The 25,220-nt window shown below is 70.5% G+C and carries 21 protein-coding genes, 2 tRNA genes and 1 pseudogene; 17 read left to right on the top strand and 7 right to left on the bottom strand.

The genetic code is table 11. The features are described from left to right. Nucleotides 1-47: 47 nt before the first annotated feature. Nucleotides 48-1,154: a M48 family metallopeptidase gene (locus ACZ7MG_RS16920; protein WP_471379948.1), complete on the bottom strand. Its 1,107-nt coding sequence runs from the start codon at nucleotides 1,152-1,154 to the stop codon at nucleotides 48-50. Between the two features lie 98 nt (nucleotides 1,155-1,252). Here ACZ7MG_RS16920 and ACZ7MG_RS16915 point away from each other — a divergent pair, with 98 nt between their 5' ends. The 9 genes from ACZ7MG_RS16915 (at nucleotide 1,253) to ACZ7MG_RS16875 (ending at nucleotide 6,747) form a co-directional block, all read left to right on the top strand. Continuing rightward, nucleotides 1,253-1,423 (top strand): hypothetical protein, encoded by a 171-nt coding sequence (locus ACZ7MG_RS16915; protein ID WP_471379950.1) that lies wholly within the window; start codon nucleotides 1,253-1,255, stop codon nucleotides 1,421-1,423. A 177-nt stretch (nucleotides 1,424-1,600) separates the two neighbouring features. Then, nucleotides 1,601-1,768, top strand: a complete 168-nt coding sequence (locus ACZ7MG_RS16910) for a hypothetical protein (protein WP_149829762.1) — start codon at nucleotides 1,601-1,603, stop codon at nucleotides 1,766-1,768. A 58-nt stretch (nucleotides 1,769-1,826) separates the two neighbouring features. Continuing rightward, entirely contained in the window at nucleotides 1,827-2,537 is a 711-nt protein-coding gene (gene nadD, locus ACZ7MG_RS16905) for a nicotinate-nucleotide adenylyltransferase (protein ID WP_471379951.1), read from the top strand. Nucleotides 2,538-2,553: 16 nt separating this feature from the next. After that, the gene (locus tag ACZ7MG_RS16900; RefSeq protein ID WP_471379952.1) at nucleotides 2,554-4,356 is read left to right on the top strand and encodes an LCP family protein; all 1,803 of its coding nucleotides are present in this window, start codon (nucleotides 2,554-2,556) and stop codon (nucleotides 4,354-4,356) included. A gap of 102 nt (nucleotides 4,357-4,458) precedes the next feature. Then, nucleotides 4,459-4,905, top strand: a complete 447-nt coding sequence (gene rsfS / locus ACZ7MG_RS16895) for a ribosome silencing factor (RefSeq protein ID WP_471379953.1) — start codon at nucleotides 4,459-4,461, stop codon at nucleotides 4,903-4,905. Then, the gene (locus ACZ7MG_RS16890) at nucleotides 4,902-5,570 is read left to right on the top strand and encodes a histidine phosphatase family protein (RefSeq protein ID WP_471379954.1); all 669 of its coding nucleotides are present in this window, start codon (nucleotides 4,902-4,904) and stop codon (nucleotides 5,568-5,570) included. Before rsfS ends, ACZ7MG_RS16890 begins: the two co-directional genes overlap by 4 nt. A gap of 145 nt (nucleotides 5,571-5,715) precedes the next feature. Next, nucleotides 5,716-5,788: transfer RNA gene (locus ACZ7MG_RS16885), tRNA-Ala, on the top strand. A gap of 406 nt (nucleotides 5,789-6,194) precedes the next feature. Continuing rightward, the gene (locus ACZ7MG_RS16880) at nucleotides 6,195-6,428 is read left to right on the top strand and encodes a hypothetical protein (RefSeq protein WP_005479297.1); all 234 of its coding nucleotides are present in this window, start codon (nucleotides 6,195-6,197) and stop codon (nucleotides 6,426-6,428) included. Between the two features lie 246 nt (nucleotides 6,429-6,674). Continuing rightward, nucleotides 6,675-6,747, top strand: a tRNA-Ala gene (locus ACZ7MG_RS16875). Between the two features lie 118 nt (nucleotides 6,748-6,865). Here the strand turns inward: ACZ7MG_RS16875 and ACZ7MG_RS16870 are convergent. Beyond that, entirely contained in the window at nucleotides 6,866-8,482 is a 1,617-nt protein-coding gene (locus ACZ7MG_RS16870; RefSeq protein ID WP_471379955.1) for an NADH-ubiquinone oxidoreductase-F iron-sulfur binding region domain-containing protein, read from the bottom strand. After that, nucleotides 8,479-9,891, bottom strand: a complete 1,413-nt coding sequence (locus tag ACZ7MG_RS16865) for a cytochrome b/b6 domain-containing protein (protein ID WP_471946137.1) — start codon at nucleotides 9,889-9,891, stop codon at nucleotides 8,479-8,481. Before ACZ7MG_RS16865 ends, ACZ7MG_RS16870 begins: the two co-directional genes overlap by 4 nt. Nucleotides 9,892-10,306: 415 nt before the next feature. On the opposite strand from ACZ7MG_RS16865, the gene leuS reads away from it, so the two are divergent. The 7 genes from leuS (at nucleotide 10,307) to ACZ7MG_RS16830 (ending at nucleotide 20,374) form a co-directional block, all read left to right on the top strand. After that, nucleotides 10,307-13,180: a leucine--tRNA ligase gene (leuS, locus tag ACZ7MG_RS16860; protein ID WP_471379957.1), complete on the top strand. Its 2,874-nt coding sequence runs from the start codon at nucleotides 10,307-10,309 to the stop codon at nucleotides 13,178-13,180. Between the two features lie 201 nt (nucleotides 13,181-13,381). Then, nucleotides 13,382-14,182, top strand: a complete 801-nt coding sequence (locus tag ACZ7MG_RS16855) for a hypothetical protein (protein ID WP_471379958.1) — start codon at nucleotides 13,382-13,384, stop codon at nucleotides 14,180-14,182. A gap of 99 nt (nucleotides 14,183-14,281) precedes the next feature. Further along, on the top strand, nucleotides 14,282-15,127 hold the full coding sequence (locus tag ACZ7MG_RS16850) for a DegV family protein (protein WP_471379960.1): 846 nt from the start codon (nucleotides 14,282-14,284) through the stop codon (nucleotides 15,125-15,127). 159 nt (nucleotides 15,128-15,286) lie between these two features. Further along, nucleotides 15,287-16,363 (top strand): ComEA family DNA-binding protein, encoded by a 1,077-nt coding sequence (locus ACZ7MG_RS16845; protein WP_471379961.1) that lies wholly within the window; start codon nucleotides 15,287-15,289, stop codon nucleotides 16,361-16,363. 80 nt (nucleotides 16,364-16,443) lie between these two features. Then, nucleotides 16,444-18,966, top strand: coding sequence for a ComEC/Rec2 family competence protein (locus tag ACZ7MG_RS16840; protein ID WP_471380540.1), 2,523 nt, complete (start codon nucleotides 16,444-16,446; stop codon nucleotides 18,964-18,966). 4 nt (nucleotides 18,967-18,970) lie between these two features. Further along, nucleotides 18,971-19,789, top strand: coding sequence for an arylamine N-acetyltransferase family protein (locus ACZ7MG_RS16835; protein WP_471379963.1), 819 nt, complete (start codon nucleotides 18,971-18,973; stop codon nucleotides 19,787-19,789). A 99-nt stretch (nucleotides 19,790-19,888) separates the two neighbouring features. Then, nucleotides 19,889-20,374 carry a hypothetical protein gene (locus ACZ7MG_RS16830; RefSeq protein ID WP_471379965.1) on the top strand — a complete coding sequence of 162 codons (486 nt, stop codon included), beginning with the start codon at nucleotides 19,889-19,891 and terminating at the stop codon, nucleotides 20,372-20,374. Between the two features lie 11 nt (nucleotides 20,375-20,385). Here the strand turns inward: ACZ7MG_RS16830 and ACZ7MG_RS16825 are convergent. From ACZ7MG_RS16825 to rpsT, 4 genes and pseudogenes are all read right to left on the bottom strand, one after another. Further along, nucleotides 20,386-20,872: pseudogene (locus ACZ7MG_RS16825) on the bottom strand (transposase); the annotation flags it as partial. Nucleotides 20,873-21,063: 191 nt separating this feature from the next. Then, nucleotides 21,064-22,050: a DNA polymerase III subunit delta gene (gene holA, locus ACZ7MG_RS16820; protein ID WP_471379966.1), complete on the bottom strand. Its 987-nt coding sequence runs from the start codon at nucleotides 22,048-22,050 to the stop codon at nucleotides 21,064-21,066. A 143-nt stretch (nucleotides 22,051-22,193) separates the two neighbouring features. After that, nucleotides 22,194-22,439 carry a hypothetical protein gene (locus tag ACZ7MG_RS16815; protein ID WP_471379967.1) on the bottom strand — a complete coding sequence of 82 codons (246 nt, stop codon included), beginning with the start codon at nucleotides 22,437-22,439 and terminating at the stop codon, nucleotides 22,194-22,196. A gap of 300 nt (nucleotides 22,440-22,739) precedes the next feature. Beyond that, the gene (rpsT, locus tag ACZ7MG_RS16810) at nucleotides 22,740-23,006 is read right to left on the bottom strand and encodes a 30S ribosomal protein S20 (protein ID WP_383887445.1); all 267 of its coding nucleotides are present in this window, start codon (nucleotides 23,004-23,006) and stop codon (nucleotides 22,740-22,742) included. A 245-nt stretch (nucleotides 23,007-23,251) separates the two neighbouring features. Between rpsT and lepA the strand changes: the two genes are divergently transcribed. After that, nucleotides 23,252-25,120, top strand: a complete 1,869-nt coding sequence (lepA, locus tag ACZ7MG_RS16805) for a translation elongation factor 4 (protein ID WP_471379968.1) — start codon at nucleotides 23,252-23,254, stop codon at nucleotides 25,118-25,120. Nucleotides 25,121-25,220 lie beyond the last annotated feature (100 nt).

The following is a 25,220-nucleotide window of genomic DNA, read 5'->3' as shown; positions in this document are numbered from 1 at the left end:
CGCCCCTGCTTTTTCAGGCCGTCCCCACCCCACCCGCACCCGACGTCCTACTCGTCGTCGCGGCCCCGGTCCTCCTGGGGCCGGTCCTCCTGGGCCGTAGCCGCACCGCCGCCGCCGAACCCTCGGCGGACCCGGCTGCCGAGGTCGCCCGCGCCGCCCGCGATGTCGGTGACCAGCTTCATCAGCGGGTCCTTCGAGGTCTTGACGCTGCTCGTGTAGTGCGAGGCCGACTCACGGAAGGAGTCGGTCACCGAGGTGTCCTTGTCCTCGCTGCGCCGCGGGTAGTGCCCGTCCATGATCCGCTGGAAGTCGCGGGACTCGGCCCACTTCTTCAGCTCGGCCGCGCGCACGGTGGTGAAGGGGTGCGAGCGGGGCAGCACGTTGAGGATCTTGAGGACGGAGTCGCGCAGGTCGCCCCCGGCCTCGTACTCCTCGGCCTGCGCGAGGAACGCGTCCACGTTCATCTCGTGCAGGTGGTTGCCGCCGGCGATCTTCATCAGACCGCGCATCGACGCCTGGACGTCCTGCCCGACCAGCAGACCGGCGCGGTCGGCGGACAGCTCCGACTTGCGGAACCACTCGCGCAGCGCGGTCACGATCGCCATGATCGCGATGTTCCCCAGCGGGATCCAGGCGATCTTCAGGGCGAGGCTCGTCAGGAAGAGCAGGATCGTCCGGTACACCGAGTGGCCGGAGAGCGCGTGGCCCACCTCGTGCCCGATGACCGCCCGCATCTCCTCCTCGTCGAGCAGCTCGACGAGCCCGGTGGTGACGACGATGATCGGCTCGTCCAGACCGATGCACATCGCGTTGGGCTGCGGGTCCTGGTTCACGTACATCGGCGGGACCTTCTCCAGGTCCAGGATGTAACACGCGTCCCGCAGCATCGTGTTGAGGTGGGCGAACTGCTGGTCCGAGACCCGTACGGAGTCGGACAGGAACAGCAGCCTGAGGCTGCGCTCCGGCAGCAGACCGCTGAGCGCCTTGAACACCGTGTCGAAGCCGCTGAGCTTGCGCAGCGCCACCAGCGCCGAGCGGTCCGCGGGGTGTTCGTACGCCCGGGAGGAGATCCCCTCGAAGCGCCTGCGCTGCCTGCTCGGCACGTTCTCGTGCCCGTTGTCGGGCCCGTTCTGCTCGTGGCTGTCGTCCGGCATGTTTCCCCCATGCTCTGTTTGCCCATGTTGCCCCCGAAGCGGGGTCCAGCCTAGGCGGAGTTACCGTGGCAGGGCATCAACCGTAAGGAGCGATCTCCATGGGACATCTCCCGCACCCGCCCGCGTCCGCCTGGCTCACCGACGCGGCCGACCTCGCCGCGAAGGCGCAGGGGCCGGGCAATCTGCTGCGTGTGGTGCTGATCGTGATGGTCCTGGGCTCCGTCCTGATGGCGTGGTTCCTGCTGCGGGGCTACAAGCGGGACGACTGACGCCCGCCGAGAGGAAGGACGTCCACAGTCCGCGAACGGTTGTCTTCCGAGGGAAGTACGCGCGCGGCGGCGCCCGTGTTCACTCCCGGGCGGAGTCGGCGTGATCGCCGACGGGGCCCCCGCTTACGATGGGCGGGTCTTTATCCCGATCCCACACCCGGATAGGTCACGCCGACGATGAGCTTCCACAGCACCGCTGCCGACTTGGTCACTTTCGCCGCCGAGGGCGGCGGGGAGCACGGCGGCAACCACGAGAGCCTGAGCCCCTACCTGACCGGCGGCGGAGCCTTCGTCGCCCTGATGCTGCTGCTGTGGATCACCACCCGCTTCAACCGCGATCGCTAATCCGCGCAAAAGGACGTTCGAACGGTGCGCGTCGGCCGGGCCGGTAGGCTCTCCACGCATGGGAGAGCAGGAAACGCCTACCGGTCCGGAGCACGACAAGGCCGCGGACCAGGCACACGACACCACGGACGGCCGGGCCGACAGCGCCTCGGGCGCACCGGGAAACCGCCCGTCGGAGCCCGGCCGGCGCCGGCTCGGCGTCATGGGCGGCACGTTCGACCCGATCCACCACGGGCACCTCGTGGCGGCCCAGGAGGTCGCCTCCCAGTTCGGTCTCGACGAGGTCGTGTTCGTACCGACCGGCCAGCCGTGGCAGAAGTCCCACCGCTCGGTCTCGGCGGCCGAGGACCGCTATCTGATGACGGTCATCGCGACGGCCGAGAACCCCCAGTTCTCCGTGAGCCGCATCGACATCGACCGCAAGGGCCTCACGTACACGATCGACACCCTGCGCGAACTGCACGAGCTGAACCCCGAGTCGGACCTCTTCTTCATCACCGGCGCCGACGCGCTGAGCCAGATCCTCACCTGGCGCGACGCCGAGGAACTCTTCTCCCTCGCGCACTTCATCGGGGTCACCCGTCCGGGTCACACCCTGGCCGACCCCGGCCTGCCCGCGGGCGGGGTCTCCCTGGTCGAGGTCCCCGCACTCGCCATCTCCTCCACGGACTGCCGTGCGAGAGTCGGCAAGGGCGACCCCGTCTGGTACCTGGTGCCGGACGGTGTGGTGCGCTACATCGACAAGCGGCAGCTGTACCGCGGCGAGTGAGCCGAGAGGGGCACCGGTGAACGACCGATACGACGGCGGCTACGCGGGCGACCAGGGTTACGAACTCGTCGGCTACGACGAGTACGGACAGCCGGTGTACCGACAGGCACCCGCCCAGCAGGTGCCGCACCAGCAGGTGCCCCAGCAGCAGGCCTACGACCCCTACGGGACCCAGCAGCCCCAGGGGCAGTACCAGGCGTACGGCCAGGGCTACGGCTACGACCCGTACGCCACCGGTCAGGTCCAGCAGCAGCACACCCAGGGGTACGGCCAGGGCCAGACGTACGGGCAGGGCTACGACACCGGTCAGCAGGCGCCGGGGCCCGCCTACGACCCGTACGACCCCTACGGGCAGAACGGGCAGCCCGTAGGCGGCGGCCGGCAGGCGCCTGTCGCCGAGCAGACCGCCTACATCCCGCAGCAGCCGGTGGCGCCGGAGACCGCGGAGGAGGACGGAGCCCGGAACCAGGGCGGCTCCGCGGAGCCGGGCTCGGCCGAACCGGACTACCGCACCGAGCAGTTCGCCTTCGTCGAGGAGCCCGACGGTGACTCCGAGGACGTCATCGACTGGCTGAACTTCACCGAGAACCGCACCGAGCGCCGTGAGGAGGCCAAGCGGCGGGCCAAGAGCCGGATGGTCGCCCTGGCCGTGGTCCTCGCCCTGGTCGCGGTCGGCGGTGTCGGCTACATGTGGTGGGCCGGCATGCTGCCCGGTGCCTCCTCGGACGAGCGGACCGGCACCACGACCTCCGCGGCCGCCCAGAAACGGGACGTGATCGTCGTCCACCTGCACGACACCAAGGAGGGCGGCACCTCCACGGCCCTGCTCGTGAACAACACCACCACCGAGCGGGGCGCCACCGTCCTCATCCCCAACGCCCTCGCCCTGACCGGCGACGACGGCACCACGACCACCCTCGCCAAGTCCGTCGACGACGACGGCTCCTCCGGCACCCGGGACGCGCTCGACACCGTCCTCGGCACCGACATCGAGGGCACCTGGCGGCTCGACACCCCGTATCTGAACAACCTCGTCGGACTCGTCGGCAACATCGACGTCGACACCGACACCGACGTCCCCGACCCCGAGGCGAAGAAGAAGGGCGCGGCCCCCCTCGTCACCAAGGGCAAAGCGCAGACCCTCAGCGGCAAGATGGCCGTCGCCTACGCCACCTACCGGGCCTCCGGCGAGTCGCAGGACGCGCAGCTGAAGCGGTTCGGGCAGGTCATGCAGGGCGTGCTGCGCAAGCTGTCCTCGGACTCCCAGGCCGCCACGGTCACCGTGCAGACGCTGGCCCAGATCCTCGACCCCTCGCTCAGCGACAAGGACCTCGGCACCTTCCTCGCCAAGCTCGCCGACCGCGCCAAGGGCGGCGACTACGAGACCGAGCTGCTGCCCGTCCAGCAGGACGGCACGCTCAGCGCCGAGGACTCCGACAGCGTGGTCAAGGACCTGCTCGGCGGCGCCGCGAAGAGCCCCGACGCCGGGGACGCCGTCCGGGTCGGCATCCGCAACGCCACCGGTGAGAAGGACGCCACGGAACAGGCCCGCGTGGTCGTCCTCAACGGCGGCTACACCTTCCTCGACGCCGGCACCACGTCCACCGCCCAGGCCACCTCCCAGGTCACCTACTCCGACGCGGCCCGCAAGCAGGACGCCATCGAGGTCGCCAAGACCCTCGGCCTGCCGACCAGCGCTGTGAAGAAGGGCGAGACCACGTCCAACGCCGACGTCTCGGTCGTACTCGGCCAGAACTACGAGACGACCGACCCGGCCGGAGCGACGGGAACGACCGGGACGACGGGGACCACCGGCTGACCGAACAGACCTGATCGATTAACACGTGGGGCGGTGTCGGTGGGCCGTGAGACCCTTGGGGTAGCCCGTGAGGGTTCCTGACCGACGACCGAAAGCCGTTTAGTGACCGCCACCGACCGCTCCCTCGAACTCATCACGACCGCCGCGCAGGCGGCCGCCGACAAGCTCGCGCACGACGTCATCGCGTACGACGTCAGCGATGTGCTGTCCATCACGGACGCCTTCCTGCTCGCCTCCGCGCCCAACGACCGCCAGGTCAAGTCGATCGTCGACGAGATCGAGGAGCGGCTGAGCAAGGACCTGGGCGCCAAGCCGGTCCGCCGCGAGGGCGACCGTGAGGCCCGCTGGGTGCTGCTGGACTACGTCGACATCGTCGTCCACGTCCAGCACAGCGAGGAGCGGGTCTTCTACGCCCTGGAGCGGCTCTGGAAGGACTGCCCCGAGCTGGAGCTGCCCGCCGACGCCAAGGCCACCCGGGGCAAGGGCGAGGAGCACGCCAAGCTGCGGGCCGCCGAGGAGGAGGCCGAGCTGGGCGGGGAGCCGCGGTGACCGGCGGCATCGACTCCGCCGGCGGGAGCGGCCGGGGCCGCCGCCTCATCCTGTGGCGGCACGGCCAGACCTCGTGGAACGTGGAGCGCCGCTTCCAGGGCACCACGGACGTCGAGCTGACCGAGAGCGGCGTCGCCCAGGCCCGCCGCGCCGCCCGGCTCCTCGCCTCCCTCGAACCTGACGCGATCGTCGCCTCCGACCTGCGGCGCGCCGCGAACACGGCCGCCGAGCTGGCCGCGCTCACCGGCCTGGAGATCAACCACGACGAGGGCCTGCGCGAGACCTACGCGGGCGTCTGGCAGGGCCTCACGCACGACGAGATCATCGCCCGGCACGGCGACGAGTACGCCGCGTGGAAGCGCGGCGAACCGATCCGCCGCGGCGGCGGCGAACTGGAGACCGAGGTCGCCGACCGCGCCGCCCCCGTGGTGCTCCGGCACGCCGACAAGCTCCCGGAGAACGGCACCCTCGTGGTCGTCAGCCACGGCGGCACCATCCGCACCACGATCGGGCGACTTCTCGGCCTGGAGCCCCAGCACTGGGAGAGCCTCGGCGGCCTCTCCAACTGCTGCTGGTCCGTCCTCGGTGAGGGCGCCCGCGGCTGGCGGCTCCTGGAGCACAACGCCGGCACGCTCCCCGAGCCGGTGCTCGGCGACGACGACTGAGTCACGGGCGGCGACCGAGGCACGGACGACGACCAGGCCCCGTAAGAGGCCTGGTCACGCGGCCCGGGACCCGGATTTCACTTTCCGGCGGGTCGCAGGCTAAAGTTCTTCTTGTTCGCCCCGCCGAGCGGGAAGAACTCAGCAAGGGGCTATAGCTCAGTTGGTAGAGCGCCTGCATGGCATGCAGGAGGTCAGGAGTTCAATTCTCCTTAGCTCCACAGATCACAGATCGGTACAGAAGATCCCGTTCCCGCGAGGGGGCGGGATTTTTCGTGTGTGACCTGCGTCCCTTCTTGAGCAGGTGCGCCTCCGCAGGCGTATACCTCTGCGGACGGCCTTCTTTCCCGCTCCGTGCCCGGACTGGTACGAAGGCGTCGCTGACCGTATTGGTCCGGCCGTGGCAGAATCAAACGGCCGGAAGGGGGCGCGGCCCGACGGGAGGGAGAAGCGATGCCTGCGAGCATCCGCGGAGAGGTCCACGACCTTTCCGCAGCGGTGGCGATGCGGAGCAAGACCATCCTCCTCTGCCCTTCCTGCGGCTCGCTCCACGTTGCCCAAGTCCTCGGTGACAACGGAGGGATCTCCTACGTGTGCACGGCCTGCGGCCACAGCTGGAGCTGATCGATGGGTGCACACAGGAGGAAGTGCGACTGGTGCGGCAGCGGCACGCCCATCGTCCGTGACATGGAGCCGGTCAACGCCGACTACCAGTACTGGTGCGAGGAATGCGCGCGGGCGCTGATCATAAAAGGCGACCCGATCGAGACGTACCGCGAGCTGGAGGGCGAGCCGATCTACGGCCGGCTCCTCGAAGAGCACTGCACACTCAAACGCTTCTATTCGTTCGTGACGGCCTGAGCGTCAACTCGGCGTCCCTCCATGGCTGTCGCTCCTCTCCGGGCGGCCACGGGTGTCCCAGAGCCCGCAGGGCGGCCGTCACGGACGGGGGCGTGAACGGCGGTCGCGTGATGGGTGCTTCGGAATCCGGCATAGGCATCCTGATCCGCCCATAGTTCGCACCCGACGGAAACGATTTGGTGGTGCGCGCGGGGGACCGGTAATGTTGGCGTCGTCGCCAGGGAGACCGGGCGGAGAACACCGCAAGGGGCTATAGCTCAGTTGGTAGAGCGCCTGCATGGCATGCAGGAGGTCAGGAGTTCAATTCTCCTTAGCTCCACAGAAAAGACCCCGTCCAAGTGGACGGGGTCTTCGCGTTGTTGGCCACGTCCACGAGACGAAGCGGAAGGGCGGGACACCCCCGGCCGGGGGTGCCCCGCCCTTCCGCATGCTTTCCGTCAGCGACCGCTGCCCAGGGCCCGGCGGCCACGGCCCTGGGAGAGGACCGGCAGGTTCCGGGACGGGGCGGAGGGGCGGTTGTCCTCCTCGATGCGCAGGGCGAGCGCCGGGCAGCGGCGCACCGCGCGCAGGGCCTTGGCCTCGGCGTACTGGGGGACCTTCGCCTGGGCGACGGTGGGGAAGCCGTCGGCGCCGAGCTGGAAGACCTCGGGGAGGATGTCGGCGCACAGGCCGTGGCCGCGGCAGAGCGTCCAGTCGACGAAGATCTTCTGGCGGCTGGCGCCGCCCTCCTCCTCGCCGGAGCCGCCCGGGATACCGGTGGGCATCCTGCCGCCCTCGAAGAGCGGCAGCACGCCCTCCACGGGACGGCCGCAGCCGTTGCCGAGGACATGCGCGGCGAGGTCGTCCGTGAACGCCTTGATGGTCGATTCCAGGAACATCGCGGAGCCGTCCGGGTGCGAGCACGCGCCGCGCCGCTTGACGTTCTTCGCGACCTGCTTGAGGGCCTCCAGGGCGGCCGGACCACCGCCGTTGAGGATGTCCTCCATACCGCGCGCGGCGGCCGGTAGACCCAGGTAGCAGGGACCGCACTGTCCCGCGCTCTCCTCGGCGAGCCACTTGGCGACCTGCAGCGACTCACCGAGCGGGCAGGTGTCCTGGCTGATCGGCAGGATCGCGCCCGCGCCGAGGGCACCGCCGACCGCGTCCAGCGAATTGCGCGAGACGACCGCCTCGTTGACCGTCGCCGCGTCGATCCACTTGCCGTGGTAGCCGCCGGTCAGCACGCCCTGCGGGACCGGCGGCGCGCCGGCCAGCTGCAGGATGTAGCGCAGCGGCACGCCGGTGGGCGCCTCGATCACCATCGGGCGGGCGACCGCGCCGGACACGGTGAGCATGACGGTGCCCGGCTCGTCGTACAGGCCCGTGTTGCCGTACCGCTCGGCGCCGATACGGGCGCCGATGGCGAGCTGGGCGAAGGTCTCGGCGTTGGAGAGCAGGGTCGGTGCGCCGCCGACACCGCTCTTGGAGGCGCTGGTCTTGCGGCCCGGCGGGATGGGCGGGCCGCCGTCGATGGAGCGGATCAGCGAGCCGGCGGCGCCGGTGACCATCCGGACCGGGTTGCGCTGCACGCTCGCGCGGATCGCGGCGCCGCGCCGGTTGCTCAGCCCGCGCTCGGCGAGGGCGGCCTCCATCGAGCGCTCGGTGGATTCACGTGTCACCCCGATGACCAGCTGACGGGCGCCCAGGGCCTCCGCGACCAGCAGGGCACCGTCCAGGATGAGATGCGGGGCACGGTTGATCAGCACCGTGTCCTTGCGGCAGGCGGGTTCGTCCTCGCTGCCGTTGACGACCACGACGGGCCGGATGCCGCGCTTGATGGCCGACTCGGCGACCGAGCGCAGTTTCTTGTGGAACGGGAAGCCCGCGCCGCCCCTGCCCTTCAGGTTGATCCGCTCGGACAGCTGGGCGAGTTGCTCGCCGCCCATCGGTTCGAGCGGACCGTGCACCTTCAGGTGCATGGGGAGGTCGAGTCTCTCGACGAGGTCGAAGCCCGAGGTGAGCTGGGGGAGACCCACCACTCGGACTTCGGGGACGTCGGGAAGGGCCTCGTTCACTTAAATCCTCCGGAAGGCGCGTTCCAGGGTTCGCCTGAGCCCGGCTGGTTGTAGTCGTCGTAGCCGGACAGCGCATCAGTGGCGGGACCGCTGTTGTACGTGTCGTTCGGGTTGTACGTGCCGTAGGGGGCGTTCGTCTCAGCCGTTCCGTAGGAATTTTCTGAGACCACCGGGTTGGCCCCTGTGTTGTACGTCTCGCCCTGGTACGCCTGGCCCTGGTACGTCTGCCCCGGGTAGCTCTGCCCGCCGATCGGCTGCCCGGCGAAGGTGTCCTGCATCGGGTCGTACGACGACGGGGGCGCCTCGCCGACCGGCGGCGGGGACGGGGCCGGCCAGCGGGTGGCGCCCGTGGTCGAACCGTCGTCCATGCGGGGCATGGCCTGCGTGGGCTGCATGTCCAACGGCGGCTGCTGCTGGGTCAGATAGGGCGCCGTGGGCTCCGGGGAACGCGGGGTCATCGACACCGCGCGGTACGCGGCCGCGAAGCCGGGGCCGCTGTCGGCGGAAGCGGCCGCCCCGCGCTGCGGGGGCACCAGCGGGTCGCCGAGCGGGGGGTTGCCCTGGCCGCCGCCGAAACCGGGCAGCGGGAACTGGCCGGTGTCGCGCATCTGGTCACGCTGACCGCCCTCGCGCCGGCCGCCCTCACGGCGTCCGCCGGTCTCGTCCAGGCCCTGCAGGGCCGAGCGGGACTTCACGAGTTCGTCGACCTCGGGGGGCCGCTGGCCGTCGGTGCCCAGGATGGCGGCGACGCGCTCGACCACCTCGCGCTTGATCTCGCGCGGCGCGGCCCGCAGCAGCAGGGCGGCGGCGACGGCGACCAGGCCGGCGGAGTAGAGGATCACGAAGACCGGCTTGGCTTCGCGACCCGCGTAGAGTCCGTGCACCAGCGCGAAACACCAGGCCGGGTAGGCCATCATGTGCATCGCGCGCCAGCGTGCCGCGACCGGCGCGGGGGAGGCGAAGTTGCTGCGCAGTGCGCCGGTGATGGCGACGAAGACCATCATGGCCCCGGCGGTCGCGCCGAAGCCGATGAGCGCGCCCGACCCCGTCACGCCGAGGGCGAAGGGGAACAGGGCGATCGCGGACACGTGGTTCAGCGCCAGCTTGACCGAGACGTGCAGCACGAGGAACGCGACCGAGGCGATGGCGGTCGTCCGGTGGACGGCCTGGCCGATGATCCGCTGGCGCACGGTGAGCAGGGTCCGGTCCTGGGCGACGAGCCCCCAGAGCACCGAGAGGGTCAACGAGACGAGCGAGAGTACGCCCGCTCCGAAGTCGAGGAACTCCCGGTACGCGTCACCTCCGACCAGCACACTTACGGGTATCAGCAGCAGAGCGGCAGCCGTGGCTATCCCATAGGCCGAACGGCCGGTCTGGGGCAGCGAGCTGTTACTGCGAGGACGGTTCATGGGGGCAACTCCGAACAGTTCGGGAAAGCGGTCCCGTCGTCGAACTGTAAGTGGTGCCAATACCGGGCGGTACGAGGTTTGAGTTATTGCGTTGTTATCAAGGGGCAATCTCACACCTGTGTTGCCCCTTAGAGGTCGTTACGCGAAGTAAGTTTTGAATAAAGTTCAACTTATTTGGCCGGATCGTGTGGCTGACACGCCGCTGGTCGATGTCCATCGGGGCTGCGGTACCCTGAGCCCATGCGTGCCGTACGCCTTCTGCTTAGCGAGCCGCGCTGATCAGTCCCGACCGCCGGTGAACGGCGTGGTCGGCATCAGCGCGGCGTCCCCTCCTGTGCGAGGGGATTTTTCGTTTCCAGGACCGACCTGGACGAACACCCCGCTGGCAGAGACGATCGATGGAGCCTTGAGGATCATGAGCGAGACGAACCCCGCTGTCACAGGTGCGGCGGTGGATGCCGCGCCACACCGCTACACGGCCGCCGTCGCGGCCGAGATCGAGGCACGCTGGCAGGACTTCTGGGACGTCGAGGGCACCTACGCCGCGCCGAACCCGAGCGGCGACCTGGCGGACGACCCCGAGCTGGCCGCCAAGCCCAAGAAGTTCATCATGGACATGTTCCCGTACCCCTCCGGTGCGGGCCTGCACGTCGGCCACCCCCTGGGCTACATCGCCACCGACGTCTTCGCCCGCTACCAGCGGATGACCGGCCACAACGTCCTGCACACCCTGGGCTTCGACGCCTTCGGCCTGCCCGCCGAACAGCACGCCGTGGCCACCGGCGAGCACCCCCGGATCACCACCGAAGCCGCCATCAACAACATGAAGTCCCAGCTGCGCCGGCTGGGCCTGGGCCACGACAAGCGCCGGTCGTTCGCCACGATCGACCCGGACTACTACAAGTGGACCCAGTGGATCTTCCTGCAGATCTTCAACTCCTGGTATGACGACGAGGCGAGGAAGGCCCGCCCGATCGCCGAGCTGGTCGCCCAGTTCGAGTCCGGGGAGCGCGCGGTGCCCGGCGGCGGCTCCTGGAGCGCGCTGAGCGCCGGTGAACGCGCCGACGTCCTGGGCGAGTACCGCCTGGCGTACGCCTCCGACGCGCCGGTCAACTGGTGTCCCGGTCTGGGCACCGTCCTGGCCAACGAGGAGGTCACCGCCGACGGCCGCTCCGAGCGCGGCAACTTCCCCGTCTTCAAGGCGAAGCTGCGCCAGTGGAACATGCGCATCACCGCCTACGCGGACCGGCTGCTGGACGACCTGAACGAGCTGGACTGGCCCGAGGCCATCAAGCTGCAGCAGCGCAACTGGATCGGCCGCTCCGAGGGCGCCCGCGTCGACTTCCCCATCGACGGCGAGAACATCACGGTCTTCACCACCCGCCCCGACACCCTGTTCGGCGCGAGCTACATGGTGCTGGCCCCCGAGCACCCGCTGGTCGACAAGTTCACCCCGGACGCCTGGCCCGAGGGCACCCACGACGTGTGGACGGGCGGGCACGCGACCCCGGCCGACGCCGTCACCGCCTACCGCGCGCAGGCCGCCTCGAAGTCCGACGTCGAGCGGCAGGCCGAGGCCAAGGACAAGACCGGCGTCTTCATCGGCTCGTTCGCGACCAACCCGGTCAACGGCGAGAAGGTGCCCGTCTTCATCGCCGACTACGTCCTGATGGGCTACGGCACCGGCGCGATCATGGCCGTACCCTGCGGCGACCAGCGCGACTTCGAGTTCGCGCGCGCCTTCGAACTGCCGATCCACTGCATCGTCGAACCCACCGACGGCCGCGGTACGGACACCTCCACCTGGGAGGACGCCTTCGGGTCGTACGACGCGAAGATCATCAACTCCACCGCTGACGGAGTCTCCCTGGACGGCCTGGGCGTCGTCGAGGCCAAGGCACGCATCACAGAGTGGCTGGAGCGCTCCGGCACCGGTCGGGGCACCGTCAACTTCCGGCTGCGGGACTGGCTGTTCAGCCGTCAGCGCTACTGGGGCGAGCCCTTCCCGATCGTCTACGACGAGGACGGCGTCGCCCACTCGCTGCCCGAGTCGATGCTGCCGCTGGAGCTGCCCGAGGTCGAGGACTACTCGCCGCGCACCTTCGACCCGGACGACGCCGACACCCGGCCCGAGACGCCGCTGTCGCGCAACGAGGACTGGGTGAACGTCACCCTGGACCTGGGCGACGGTCCCAAGCGCTATCGGCGTGAGACCAACACCATGCCCAACTGGGCCGGTTCCTGCTGGTACGAGCTGCGCTATCTGGACCCGCACAACTCCGAGAAGCTGGTCGACCCGGAGATCGAGCGGTACTGGATGGGCCCGCGCGCGGGGCAGCCGCACGGCGGTGTCGACCTGTACGTCGGCGGCGCCGAGCACGCCGTGCTGCACCTGCTGTACGCGCGCTTCTGGTCCAAGGTCCTGTTCGACCTGGGGCACGTCTCCTCCGCCGAGCCGTTCCACAAGCTGTTCAACCAGGGCATGATCCAGGCCTTCGTCTACCGCGACAGCCGCGGTTTCGCGGTGCCCGCCGCCGAGGTCGAGGAGCGCGACGGCGCCTTCTACTACGAGGGCGAGAAGGTCAGCCGGCTGCTGGGCAAGATGGGCAAGTCCCTGAAGAACGCGGTCACTCCGGAGTCCATCTGCGCGGAGTACGGCGCCGACACCCTGCGCCTGTACGAGATGGCGATGGGCCCGCTGGACGTGTCTCGGCCGTGGGACACGCGCGCGGTGGTGGGCCAGTTCCGGCTGCTGCAGCGGCTGTGGCGCAATGTCGTCGACGAGGTCACCGGTGAGGTGACGGTCGTCGACACCGAGCCCGGCGAGGACACCCTGCGGGCGCTGCACAAGGCCATCGACGGCGTCCGCCAGGACCTGGAGGGCATGCGGTTCAACACCGCGATCGCCAAGGTCACCGAGCTGAACAACCACCTGACCAAGGTGGGCGGCCCGGTGTCCCGCTCCGTCGCCGAGGCGCTGGTCCTGCTGGTCGCGCCGCTGGCCCCGCACATCGCCGAGGAGCTGTGGCGCAAGCTGGGGCACACGGACTCCGTCGTGCACCGGGACTTCCCCGTCGCCGACCCCGCGTACGTCGTCGACGAGGCCGTCACCTGCGTCGTCCAGATCAAGGGCAAGGTCAAGGCCCGGCTGGAGGTGTCGCCGGCCATCTCCGACGAGGAGCTGGAGAAGGTGGCCCTGGGCGACGAGAAGGTGGTCGCGGCGCTGGCCGGGGCGCCGATCCGCAAGGTGATCGTGCGGGCGCCGAAGCTGGTGAACATCGTCACCTGAGGGTGACTTCCGGTGACTTCCCGTGGCTTTCGGTAGTCGTTCGGCTGTCGAGGGTCGCGGTTCGGGGTCGTCCCCTACGGGCAGGTTCCGGGTTCGGATGGAACTCGGGACCTGCCTGTTGCGTTTACCGTTGAAGAGCGCCGCAGCACATGCCGTGCCGGTCGGAGAAGCTTCGGAGAAGGTTCGGAGAAGGAGCGCGTCGTGGAAGCCGTCATCGCAGTCGTCGCCCTGTTCTTCGTGCTGTTCGTGGTGCTGGGCGTGTACGCCACGGTGAAGGCGGTCGGCGCGGCCAAGCGGGGCGTGGACCGTACGATCACGCAGGCCAAGCGGACCGTCGAGGACACCACCCTGCGCGCCAGAAGCCTGGCCCAGCCCGGCCCCGTGGGGCAACTGGCCGATCTGCGGCTGAAGTTGCGTACCTCGATGCGGGCTACCCAGGAGGCGTTGCAGGCGGGGGTGGGCGAGGACGAGTCCCTCAAGGAGTCCCTGGCCCTCTTCGACCAGCTCAGCAAGCACGGCCGGGAGCTGGACGACGAACTGCGGCGCCTGGAGCCCGAGCCGGACCGGAGCAAGCTGGCCCAGCGGCTGCCCGCGCTGCGCGAGCGCACGGAGCGGATCATCAAGTCCGCCGACTCCCTGCGCTGGGCGGCGCACGACCGGGCCCGCAAGTTCGCCGAGGACGACCTGGACACCCTCAGCGCGCAGATAGACGTCGAGGCGGGCGCGCTGCGGCACTGGACGACGGAACCGGCCTCGGTGTGGCCGGAGGCGCCCAAGCCCGAGCCCACGGCCTCCACGGGGCAGACCTGGCAGGAGACCCCCGGGGCGCGCGGCGCCGAGTCCGGCGGCGACGACTCCAGCGGTGCTGACTCCAGCGGTGCTGACTCCAGCGGTGGTCGGGCGCACGGCGGTCAGGTGCCGCCCAGGCCCGCGATCACACCGCCGGGCGCGCGGCCGACCTACCCGTGGCAGAAGAAGCCCCGCCCGGAGAGCACGACTTGAGCCGGGCGGCGCGCTCGTCCCGATCGGATCGCTCCGCCCGGTCGCAGGTGAGAGGGGGCGGGCTGCCGTCCTCGGGGCTTGGCGGGTAACCTCCAGCTCATGTCCCGCCATGTCGCGATCGTCACCGATTCAACGGCCTACCTGCCGCCGCCGGCGATGGAGCGTCACGGCATCACCGCGGTACCCCTGACCGTGGTCCTCGGCGGCGAGGCGCTCGACGAAGGCACCGAGATCTCGGCACGGTCCCTGGCCCAGGCACTGCAGAAGCGACGGTCCGTCACCACCTCCCGCCCCAGCCCCGAACTGTTCGCGGAGACCTACCGCAGGGTCGCGGAGGCGGGCGCCACGGGCATCGTCTCCCTCCATCTCTCCGCCGAGTTCTCCGGCACGTACGACGCCGCCGCCCTCGCGGCCCGCGAGGCACCCGTGCCGGTGCGTGTCGTGGACACCGGGATGGTCGCGATGGCCCTCGGGTTCTGCGCCCTCGCCGCCGCCGAGTCCGCGGAGTCGGGCGGCACGGTGGACGAGGCCGTCACGGCCGCCGAGAAGCGGGCCGCGGGGACGTCCGCGTTCTTCTACGTCGACACCCTGGACTATCTCCGCCGGGGCGGCCGGATCGGCGCCGCACAGGCGCTGTTCGGGTCCGCGCTGGCGGTCAAGCCGCTGCTGCAGCTGGACGGCGGCCGTATCGAGATGCTGGAGAAGGTCCGTACGGCGTCCAGGGCGATCGCCCGCCTGGAGGAGATCGTCGCCGAGCGGGCGGGCGGCGCGCCGGTCGACATCGCCGTCCACCACCTCGCCGCGCCCGAGCGGGCCTCGGCGCTCGCGGAGCGGTTGCGGGAGCGGGTGCCCGGGCTGGCCGACCTCCATGTGAGCGAGGTGGGGGCGGTGATCGGGGCGCATACGGGGCCTGGGTTGTTGGGGGCGGTTGTCTCGCCTCGGTGAGGCGGGTCGAGTTGAGGCGGTCGGGGTGCGGTGGTCGGTGGGGCTCGGTTGGTTGCCCGTTCGCTCGTGTGGGTGACGGAGTTATCCACAACTGGGTAGTTGTCCACGGGAATTGAGCAAGATCATCGCGGGTGGGCGGGATTGCCCGATCCTCGTCGCATGGCACTTCGATCACGTTCACACGCACGAGCACAGTCACGTTCACATTCACGTTCACGTACGGCGACGGTCACCAGCGGGCCCGGCCGGGGTCCGTCCTCCGACGGGCGGGCTCGGCACCGCTCCGGGCCGCCGAGGGTGCGGGGCGGCCGTCGCCGCGAGGCTTCGGCGGAGACGCTCCGGCTGCGTGCGGAGGCACTGTTCCCGGAAAGGGCCGCGGAGCCACGGGAGTTGGGGCATGGGCCGCCGGGCGACCCGGACCGGGACCTCGACGACGGTGCTGCGGGGCATGGGGAGCGGGGCGCGTGGCGGCAGCGGGTGGGGCCTGCTGTGCGGGAGCGGCTGCCGTTGTGGTTGCAGGTGCGGTGCGGCATCGAGCGGAAGAGCGTGGTCGCGCTGAGCGTGGTGCTGGTCGTCGCGGCGGTGTTCGCGGCACAGCACTTCTGGGCGGGCCGGACCCAGCAGGTGAGCGCGCCCGAGGTGGTGCGTGTGGGGGTTCCAGGCGGCTCGGGGGATTCGGGCGGCCCGGCGGCTTCGTTCGGGGAGCCCGGGGACGGCCCCAGGGCGGCCGGGTCCGGCGCCTCGGCCGGGTCGGGCGCCTCCACGGCCGGGCCCGTGATCGTGGTGGACGTCGGCGGGAAGGTGCGACGGCCGGGGATCCAGCGGTTGCCGGCCGGTTCCCGCGTGGCCGACGCGTTGCGCGCGGCGGGCGGGGTACGCCCGGGGACGAACACCGACGGGCTCAACCGCGCCCGGCTCCTCGTGGACGGCGAACAGGTCCTGGTCGGGAGTCCGGCACCGGTGTCCGGGCCGGGCGCGGTGCCCGGGGCGGGCGGTGGTGGCGCGGTCGGGGCCGGTGGCGCCGTCACCGGGGCGGCGCCGGCGGCTCCCGTCTCCCTGAACACGGCCACGGCCGACCAGTTGGACACCCTGCCCGGCGTCGGCCCCGTCCTCGCCCAGCACATCATCGACTACCGCACCCAGCACGGCGGCTTCCGCTCGGTCGACGAATTGCGTGAGGTGAACGGCATCGGCGACCGCCGCTTCGCCGACCTGCGGCCTCTGGTCCGGCCGTGAGGGCGACCGAGGAGGGGGCGCCGAGGGCGGTGGGCGGTGTGCGGCAGGCTCCTCCCCGGGGCACTCCAGCGCGGGCCGCCGTGCACGCGGCCTCCGGTACTCGGCTCGGGGACGCGCATCCCCGGCAGGAGGGGCCGACCGATCTGCGCCTCGTGCCTCCGGCGCTGGCCGCGTGGGGGACGGCGGCGCTGATGGTGCACGCCTCGCCCGGGTGGGTCACGGGAGTGGTCGTGGTCTGCCTGGTGGTGGGCCTGGCCCTGCTCGTTCCTTGGCAAGGGCAAGGGCAAGGGCAAGGGCAAGGGCAAGGGCAAGGGCGCGGGCGCGGGCGGGAGCGGGAGCGCGGGCGGAGGTGGGCCGGGGGCTGGACGCGGGTGTCTGTCGCGGCCGTGCTGCTGTGTGCCGGGGCGGCTGCGGCCTCCGCCGGGCTGCACGGGGCGGATCTGCGGCGGGGGCCGGTGCCCGCGCTGGCCGAGCAGTACTCCCGGGTGACCGCGGAGGCCGAGCTGACGTCAGATCCACGGCTCACCCGCCCCCGGCTCCAGGGCAACCGCGCGGCCCCGACCGCCGTACTCCTCCAGGCCGAGGTGCGCCGGGTGCGGAGCCCGGACGGGACGGTCGTGGACACACGGACACCGGTGCTGGTCATCGTCGATGTGGTGGGACGGCCCGGTCGGGCGGCCTGGCTCTCACTGCTGCCGTCCACGCGGGTGCGGGTGGTGGCGCAGGCCGTGCCGGCCATGGTCGGGGGAGACCGGGTGGCGGCCGTGCTGCGGGTGCGGGGCGGTGGGGCGCCGGTGGTGGTGGAGGGGCCGAGCGCGGTGCAGCGGTTCGCGGGGCGGTTGCGGGCGGGGCTGCGGGAGGCGACGGACGGGCTGGACGCGGACGCGCGGGCGTTGTTGCCGGGGTTCGTCGTGGGGGACACCTCGCGGGTGCCGGCCGAGTTGGACGAGGCGTTCAAGGCGACCGATCTCACGCATCTGCTCGCCGTCAGTGGCGCCAACTTCACGATCCTGCTGGCTCTGTTCATCGGGCCGCCGGGGCTGGCGCAGCGGGCCGAGCGACGGGGGCTAGCGCCCCGGCTCGGGATCCCGCTGCGGACGACCGCGCTGGCCGGTGGAGCGCTGACGCTCGGGTTTGTGATCGTGTGCAGGCCGGACCCGAGTGTGGTGCGGGCGGCGGCATGCGGTTCGATCGCGCTGCTGGCCATCGCGACGGGGCGCCGCAGATCCCTCGTCCCGGCGCTGGCGACGGCGGTGCTGCTGCTGGTGCTGTACGACCCGTGGCTGGCCCGGAGCTACGGCTTCCTGCTGTCCGTTCTCGCGACCGGAGCCCTGCTCACCCTCGCCCCGCGCTGGAGCGCGGCGCTGCAAAGGCGCCGGGTGCCGCCGCGGCCGGCGGAGGCGTTGGCAGCGGCGGGAGCCGCGCAGGCGGTGTGCGCGCCGGTCGTCGCCGTGCTGTCGGCGAAGGTGAGCCTGGTGGCGGTGCCGTGCAATCTGCTGGCGGAGTTCGCGGTGGCCCCGGCCACGGTGCTGGGGTTCGCCACGCTGGCGACGGCCCCGGTGGCGATGCCGGTGGCCGAGTGCCTTGCCTGGTGCGCGAGTTGGCCCGCCGGCTGGATCGCGGACATCGCCCGCACCGGGGCGTCGCTGCCCGGCGCGGGGGTGGACTGGCCGGGCAGCTGGACCGGCGCGCTGCTGCTGCTCCTGACCACCGTGGTCGTCGTCCTCGTCGGGCGGCGGCTCCTGGGCCACCCCTGGCTGGTGGGGGCCTGCCTGGTGGCGTTTCTGCTGGTGGTGGTGCAGCCGCCGCCGCTGACCAGGGTGATCACGGGATGGCCGCCGCCGGGCTGGCGCTTCGTGATGTGCGATGTGGGGCAGGGGGACGCGACCGTTCTCGCGGTGGGGGACGGTGCCGGGGTGGTCGTGGACGCCGGTCCCGATCCGGTGCTGGTCGACCGCTGTCTCACCTCGCTCGGCATCACCAGGGTCCCGCTCGTGGTCCTCACCCACTTCCACGCCGACCATGTGGTGGGGTTGCCGGGAGTGCTACGGGGGCGTTCGGTGGGAGCGATCGCGGCGACGGGGTTCGAGGAACCGGCGGACCAGGCCGCTTTCGTGCGCAGGGAGGCGGCGGCCCGGCGGATCCCGCTGACCCGGGCCGCGGCCGGGGAGGAGCGGCGCACGGGAAGCCTGTCGTGGCGGGTGCTGTGGCCGCCGGGTGACGCCGTCGCACCCGACGGGCCGAACGACGCCAGCGTGACCATGCTGGTCCGCTCGGCCGGGCTGACCCTGCTGCTCCTGGGCGATCTGGAACCACCCGGCCAGCGGGAACTGGCGAGATCACCGGAGGCGGCGGCCCTGGGAACCGTGGACGTGGTGAAGGTCGCCCACCATGGCTCGGCCTACCAGGATCCGGGGCTGATACGGGCGATGACCCCGCGGCTGGCCCTCATCTCGGTGGGCGCGGACAACCCGTACGGCCACCCGGCCCCCAGTACGGTCGCGGCGTTGCGGGCCGGGGGTGCCACGGTGCTGCGTACGGACGAGGACGGCGCGATCGCCGTCGCGGGTACGACGAAGGAGTTGCTCGTGGCGAGAGACTGATGTCATGGAAACCGCAGAGCTTGACGCCTACCTTCGCCGCCTCGGAGCCGAGCAGCCGGCCTGGCCCACTGTCGATGTGCTGCGAGAACTGCATCTGCGCCATCTGCGGGCGGTGCCGTTCGAGAATCTGTCGATCCACCTCGGAGAGGAGATCGTCCTGGAGGAGAAGCGGCTGCTGGACAAGGTGGTCGGGGAGCACAGGGGAGGCTTCTGCTTCGAACTGAACGGACTGTTCGGGGCGTTGCTCGCGGCGCTCGGATTCGATGTGACGCTGCTCGCGGCACGGGTGTACGGGGAGGAGGGGCGGCTGGGCATCCCGTACGACCATCTCGTGCTGCGGGTGCGGACGGTGGACGGGGGTGACTGGCTGGCCGATGTCGGGTTCGGGGCGAACAGCCACTATCCGTTGGAGTTCGGGGACCGGGGGGAGCAGGCGGATCCGGGTGGGGCGTTCCGGGTGGCCGAGGCGGACCGGGAGAGCGGGGGGCGGGAGTTCGGGGACCTGGACGTGTTCCGGGACGGCCAGCCCCAGTACCGGCTGGAGACACGGCCGAGGGTGCTCGGGGACTTCGTGGCCGGGGCCTGGTGGCACAGCACCTCACCGGCCTCCCACTTCACCCAGTCCCTCGTCTGCTCCCGGGTCACCGAGGACGGCGGCCGCGTCACCCTCAGCGGACGCACCCTGACGCTCACCTCGGCGGGAGGCGACCGGGAGACGACCGAGCTGTCGACGGACACGGAGGTACTGGCGGCGTACCGGGAGCGATTCGGAATGGATCTGGGACGGGTGCCGGAGGTGGGGGCGGGGCGGCGGGGGCGTTGAGCGGGGTGGGGAGGGAGGGGGAGGGGGAGGGGTGCCCCCTTGCCCTATGTCAAGGGAAACGGGGGTGCGTTGGGTCGGCGACCCGGGCAGCATGGCGGGGTGAGCGGCCTGCTGTGGGATGACGTGAAGCGCTTCTTCGACCTGGACCTGATGGGGTCGTTGCCCGACGTGCGTGTCCCGAACGCCTCGGTGGAGGACTGGCAGGCGGTCCTCGACCTTGTCGTGGAGAAGGGCTGGAAGTGCCAGTACTCCGAGGGAGAGACGGTGCTTCCGATGCCCCGGGCGGAGGCCGTGCTGTCCCGCTCGGCGGATGCCGAGTGCCCGGACCTGCGGGTCTGGCCGAGCGCCGATGTGTTGGCGATCTTCCGTTTTCATGCCGACGACGAAGTCGACTTCGACGTTGACCTGCGGGAGTTGCGGGGCCAGGACCGACTTGATGTGCTCTGTGGCTTCCTTGGGGAGATCGGGCGGCGTTTGGGCAAGCCGGTGCTAATGGACCCGGAGGGCGAGTACGGCAATCCGGTGCTCGGCTTCGACGTCGAGGCTGATCGGGTCGTTGTCCTTGCAGACCCGCAGGTCAGGTGACTGGGACTGACGAGGACGTCGGCCCGGTGTCTGGCGAGGCGGAGCAGGGCCTGGGTGTGGTGCTTGCCCTGGGCGATCTTCTTGTCGTAGTAGGCCCGGGAGGCCGGGTCACTGAGCGCCGCGAACGCCGATAGGAAGAAGGCTCGCTTGAGCTGCTTGTTCCCTCTCCGGGATGGCTGTTCGCCGCGGATCGATGAGCCCGAACTCCGGGTCGCCGGGGCGAGACCCGCGTAGGCGGCCAAGTGGCCGGCGGTCGGGAAGGTGCTGCCGTCGCCGGCCTCGATCAGGGTGCGTGCTCCGGTCCTGACGCCGACTCCCGGCGTAGACGTCAGGACCTTGGAAAGAGAGTGTGCCGCCAGCAGTTCCTCGATCCGTCCGGCAAGCAGTTTCCGCTGGTCGAGCGCGGCCGTCAGCGACGTGGCGAGGCTCGGGCTCGATCAGAGAGGCCGCCTCGGTGCCGGGAACGGTAAGGGTCTGCTCGTCGAGGGCAGCGAAGAGCCCCTCATCAGCGATCCGTCGATGCCTCCGGGCCCGGTGACGCCACCCCCCGGACCATGAACAACAAGGGGGGAAGCCATGCCGGACCCGAAGGCCGGAGGCCCCATTGCGGAGCCACGAAGCAGGTAACGGGGGGAGGGGGCAGCCCCCCTGGGGAGGGGGGCGGGTAAGCGCGGTGGGGGGCGGAGAGCTCAACCCCGACGAGACCGGGCCGCCCGTGCGATCGTTACGACTGCCTTTTCCAACGCGTACTCGGGATCGTCCCCTCCGCCCTTGACCCCGGCATCGGCCTCGGCCACCGCCCGCAATGCCACGGCCACCCCGTCCGGCGTCCACCCCCGCATCTGCTGTCGTACCCGATCGATCTTCCACGGCGGCATCCCCAGCTCCCGCGCCAGATCCGCCGGCCGTCCGCCCCGGGCCGACGACAGCTTTCCGATCGCCCGCACCGCCTGCGCCAGCGCACTGGTGATCAGTACCGGCGCCACTCCGGTCGCCAACGACCACCGCAGCGCCTCCAGCGCCTCCGCCGCCCGTCCCTCGACGGCCCGATCGGCCACCTCGAAGCTCGACGCCTCGGCCCGCCCGGTGTAGTACCGCCCGACCACCGCCTCGTCGATCGTCCCCTCGACATCCGCGACCAGCTGCGACGCCGCGGACGCCAGCTCCCGCAGATCACTGCCGATCGCGTCGACGAGCGCCTGGCACGCCTCGGGCGTCGCGGACCGCCCCAGCGTCCGGAACTCCCCCCGCACGAACGCCAGCCGATCCGCCGGCTTCGTCATCTTGGGGCACGCCACCTCCCGCGCCCCCGCCTTGCGCGCGGCGTCCAGCAGCGCTTTGCCCTTGGCGCCGCCCGCGTGCAGCAGCACCAGGGTGATCTCCTCGGCGGGAGCGCCCAGATACGCCTTCACGTCCTTGACCGTGTCGGCCGACAGATCCTGCGCGTTGCGTACGACCACGACCTTTCGCTCCGCGAAGAGCGACGGACTCGTCAGCTCGGCGAGCGTGCCGGGCTGCAGCTGGTCCGAGGCCAGGTCCCGCACATCCGTGTCGGCGTCGGAGGCCTTCGCCGCGGCCACCACCACCTGCACAGCCCGGTCGAGCAGCAGTTCCTCCTGCCCCACAGCCAATGTCACGGGAGCGAGAGGATCATCATTCACAGTCTTCTTGGCCATCCGGGACAGCATCCCACGCCCCACTGACAACCCACTCCGCGGCAACCACGCCCGGCCAAGGGGCGCGGGGAACTGCGAGAGCGCTCCCCGCGGATCCGCACCCGCCTACGACCCGCGGGACATCACCCGGCCCCGGCGGAGCCCTACGGCTCCTCCCGCCACCCGTCCCACTCCCTCACGAACTCGTCCAACGCCACCGGATCGAACCGCGCCCGCTCATCCCGCAGCACCACCAACCACTGCGCGTCCTCGGCGTCGTCCTCCCCCGCCAGCGCGTCCCGCACCAACTGCGGTTCCTCATCGAGCCCGAACCGCTGCCCGAGCGCCTCCAAGGCCTGCTCGGCCGCATCACGATCGGGCAACACCAGTACATGCCTCACATCACTCACACCCCTATGTTCTTCGACGTGGCCATTGGTCGGCGCTTCCGCAGCCGGAGCGCCGGGCTCCCGTGTTCGTGGGCGGACACAGCAATGCCCCCGAAGTGGGTCCGGGGGCATTGAACGTGGCGTGGCGACCACGAAGGTCTGTCCGCGAGTCGAGGTAGAGGGCTCGACGTCCCTCGCGGGAGGGTTGGAAGTCCGGTCGGCTTGCGAACGCAGGCCGCGTACGGGTCCGGGGTGCCGGGTGCGAGCGGATAAGAGAGAGTCCGCTCCGGGTTCAGCCGGCGGTCAGATCAGAGGTGGAGCTCAGCCCTGGAGGGAAGCGACCTTGGAAGCAAGCGCCGACTTCTTGTTGGCGGCCTGGTTCTTGTGGATGACGCCCTTCGAGACGGCCTTGTCGAGCTGACGCGCGGCAGCGCGCTGGTACTCGGTGGCCTTCTCGGCGTCACCCGCGGCAGCGGCCTCGCGGGCCTTGCGGATAGCGGTCTTGAGCGACGACTTGACGGCCTTGTTGCGAAGGCGCGCCTTCTCGTTGGTCTTGTTCCGCTTGATCTGGGACTTGATGTTCGCCACGAATGAGCCTTTTCAGCTTCAGATGATTTTCTTGGGATGTGCCTCCTGCTGAGAGGGCATGAGACACAGCCGCCCACGCTACCAGCCGCCCATGGGTCGGCCCAAACCGGTCGCAGTACCCCGCCCGTGGGACCATGGTGCCTACATAGCAGAACGACCTACGTACCAACCGCCCCCGTACCAGTACCGCCAGATCCGACCCGAGACCGCAGACGCTGCGGACACCTCAAGAATCAGGACCCTGCGTGCCCGCGATCCCCAGCCATGTGCCCGAGCCGAGCCGTACCGACCCGGCTCAGATCCGCAATTTCTGCATCATCGCGCACATCGACCACGGCAAGTCCACGCTCGCCGACCGGATGCTCCAGCTGACCGGTGTGGTCGACCAGCGGCAGATGCGTGCTCAGTACCTCGACCGCATGGACATCGAGCGTGAGCGCGGTATCACGATCAAGTCCCAGGCGGTGCGTCTGCCCTGGGCGCCGACCGACGATCCGGGCAACACGCACATCCTCAACATGATCGACACCCCCGGGCACGTCGACTTCACGTACGAGGTGTCACGGTCGCTGGCGGCCTGTGAGGGGACCGTCCTCCTCGTCGACGCGGCCCAGGGCATCGAGGCGCAGACCCTCGCCAACCTGTACCTGGCGATGGAGAACGAGCTCACGATCATCCCCGTACTGAACAAGATCGACCTGCCGGCCGCGCAGCCCGAGAAGTTCGCCGAGGAGCTCGCCAACCTCGTCGGGTGCGACCCGTCCGACGTGCTCAAGGTCTCCGCCAAGACCGGCCTCGGGGTCGACGCGCTGCTGGACCGGGTGGTCAAGGAGGTCCCGGCGCCCGTCGGCGTCAAGGACGCCCCCGCCCGCGCCATGATCTTCGACTCGGTCTACGACTCCTACCGGGGCGTGGTCACCTACGTCCGTGTCATCGACGGGCAGCTCAACAAGCGTGAGCGCATCAAGATGATGTCGACGGGCGCCACGCACGAGCTGCTGGAGATCGGTACGAACTCGCCCGAGATGCTCGGTGCCGACGGCCTCGGTGTCGGTGAGGTGGGTTACCTCATCACCGGTGTGAAGGACGTCCGCCAGTCCAAGGTCGGTGACACCGTCACCAGCCAGCAGAAGGGGGCGACCGAGGCGCTCGGCGGGTACAAGGACCCGAAGCCCATGGTCTTCTCCGGGCTCTATCCGCTGGACGGCTCCGACTACCCGGAGCTGCGCGAGGCCCTCGACAAGCTGCAGCTCAACGATGCCGCGCTCGTCTACGAGCCGGAGACCTCGGCGGCGCTGGGCTTCGGCTTCCGGGTCGGCTTCCTCGGGCTGCTGCACCTGGACGTCATCCGGGAGCGGCTGGAGCGCGAGTTCGGGCTCGACCTCATCGCCACCGCGCCCAACGTGGTCTACCGGGTGGTCATGGAGGACGGCGCCGAGCACACCGTCACCAACCCGAGCGAGTTCCCCGAGGGGAAGATCGCGGAGGTGTACGAGCCCGTCGTACGCGCCACGATCCTGGCGCCGAGCGAGTTCATCGGGTCGATCATGGAGCTGTGCCAGACCCGGCGCGGGGTGCTGCTCGGGATGGACTATCTGTCCGAGGACCGGGTCGAGATCCGGTACACACTGCCGCTCGCGGAGATCGTCTTCGACTTCTTCGACCAGCTGAAGTCGAAGACCCGCGGCTACGCCTCGCTGGACTACGAGCCCACCGGCGAGCAGACCTCCAGCCTGGTCAAGGTCGACATCCTGCTGCACGGCGACAAGGTGGACGCGTTCTCGGCGATCACGCACAAGGACGCGGCGTACGCGTACGGGGTGCGGCTCGTCGCCAAGCTGCGCGAGCTGATCCCGCGGCAGGCCTTCGAGGTGCCGATCCAGGCGGCCATCGGGTCGCGGGTCATCGCCCGCGAGACCATCCGCGCCATCCGCAAGGACGTCCTCGCCAAGTGCTACGGCGGTGACATCTCCCGTAAGCGGAAGCTGCTGGAGAAGCAGAAGGAAGGCAAGAAGCGGATGAAGATGGTGGGCTCTGTGGAGGTTCCGCAGGAGGCCTTCATCGCCGTTCTGTCCAGCGACGACAGCGGCGGCGGAGGCAAGGGCAAGAAGTAGCCAACGGCGGCGGCCGTCGCCGACCGCCGGGGGAGTCGCTGTTACCCCCGGGAACTCGGGCACAATGCGGGCCCGTCGCGTTTCGGCGCGACGGGCCCGC

This window comes from Streptomyces sp. NPDC107538, from assembly GCF_055657445.1.
This window is presented reverse-complemented; position numbering and strand designations above follow the sequence as displayed.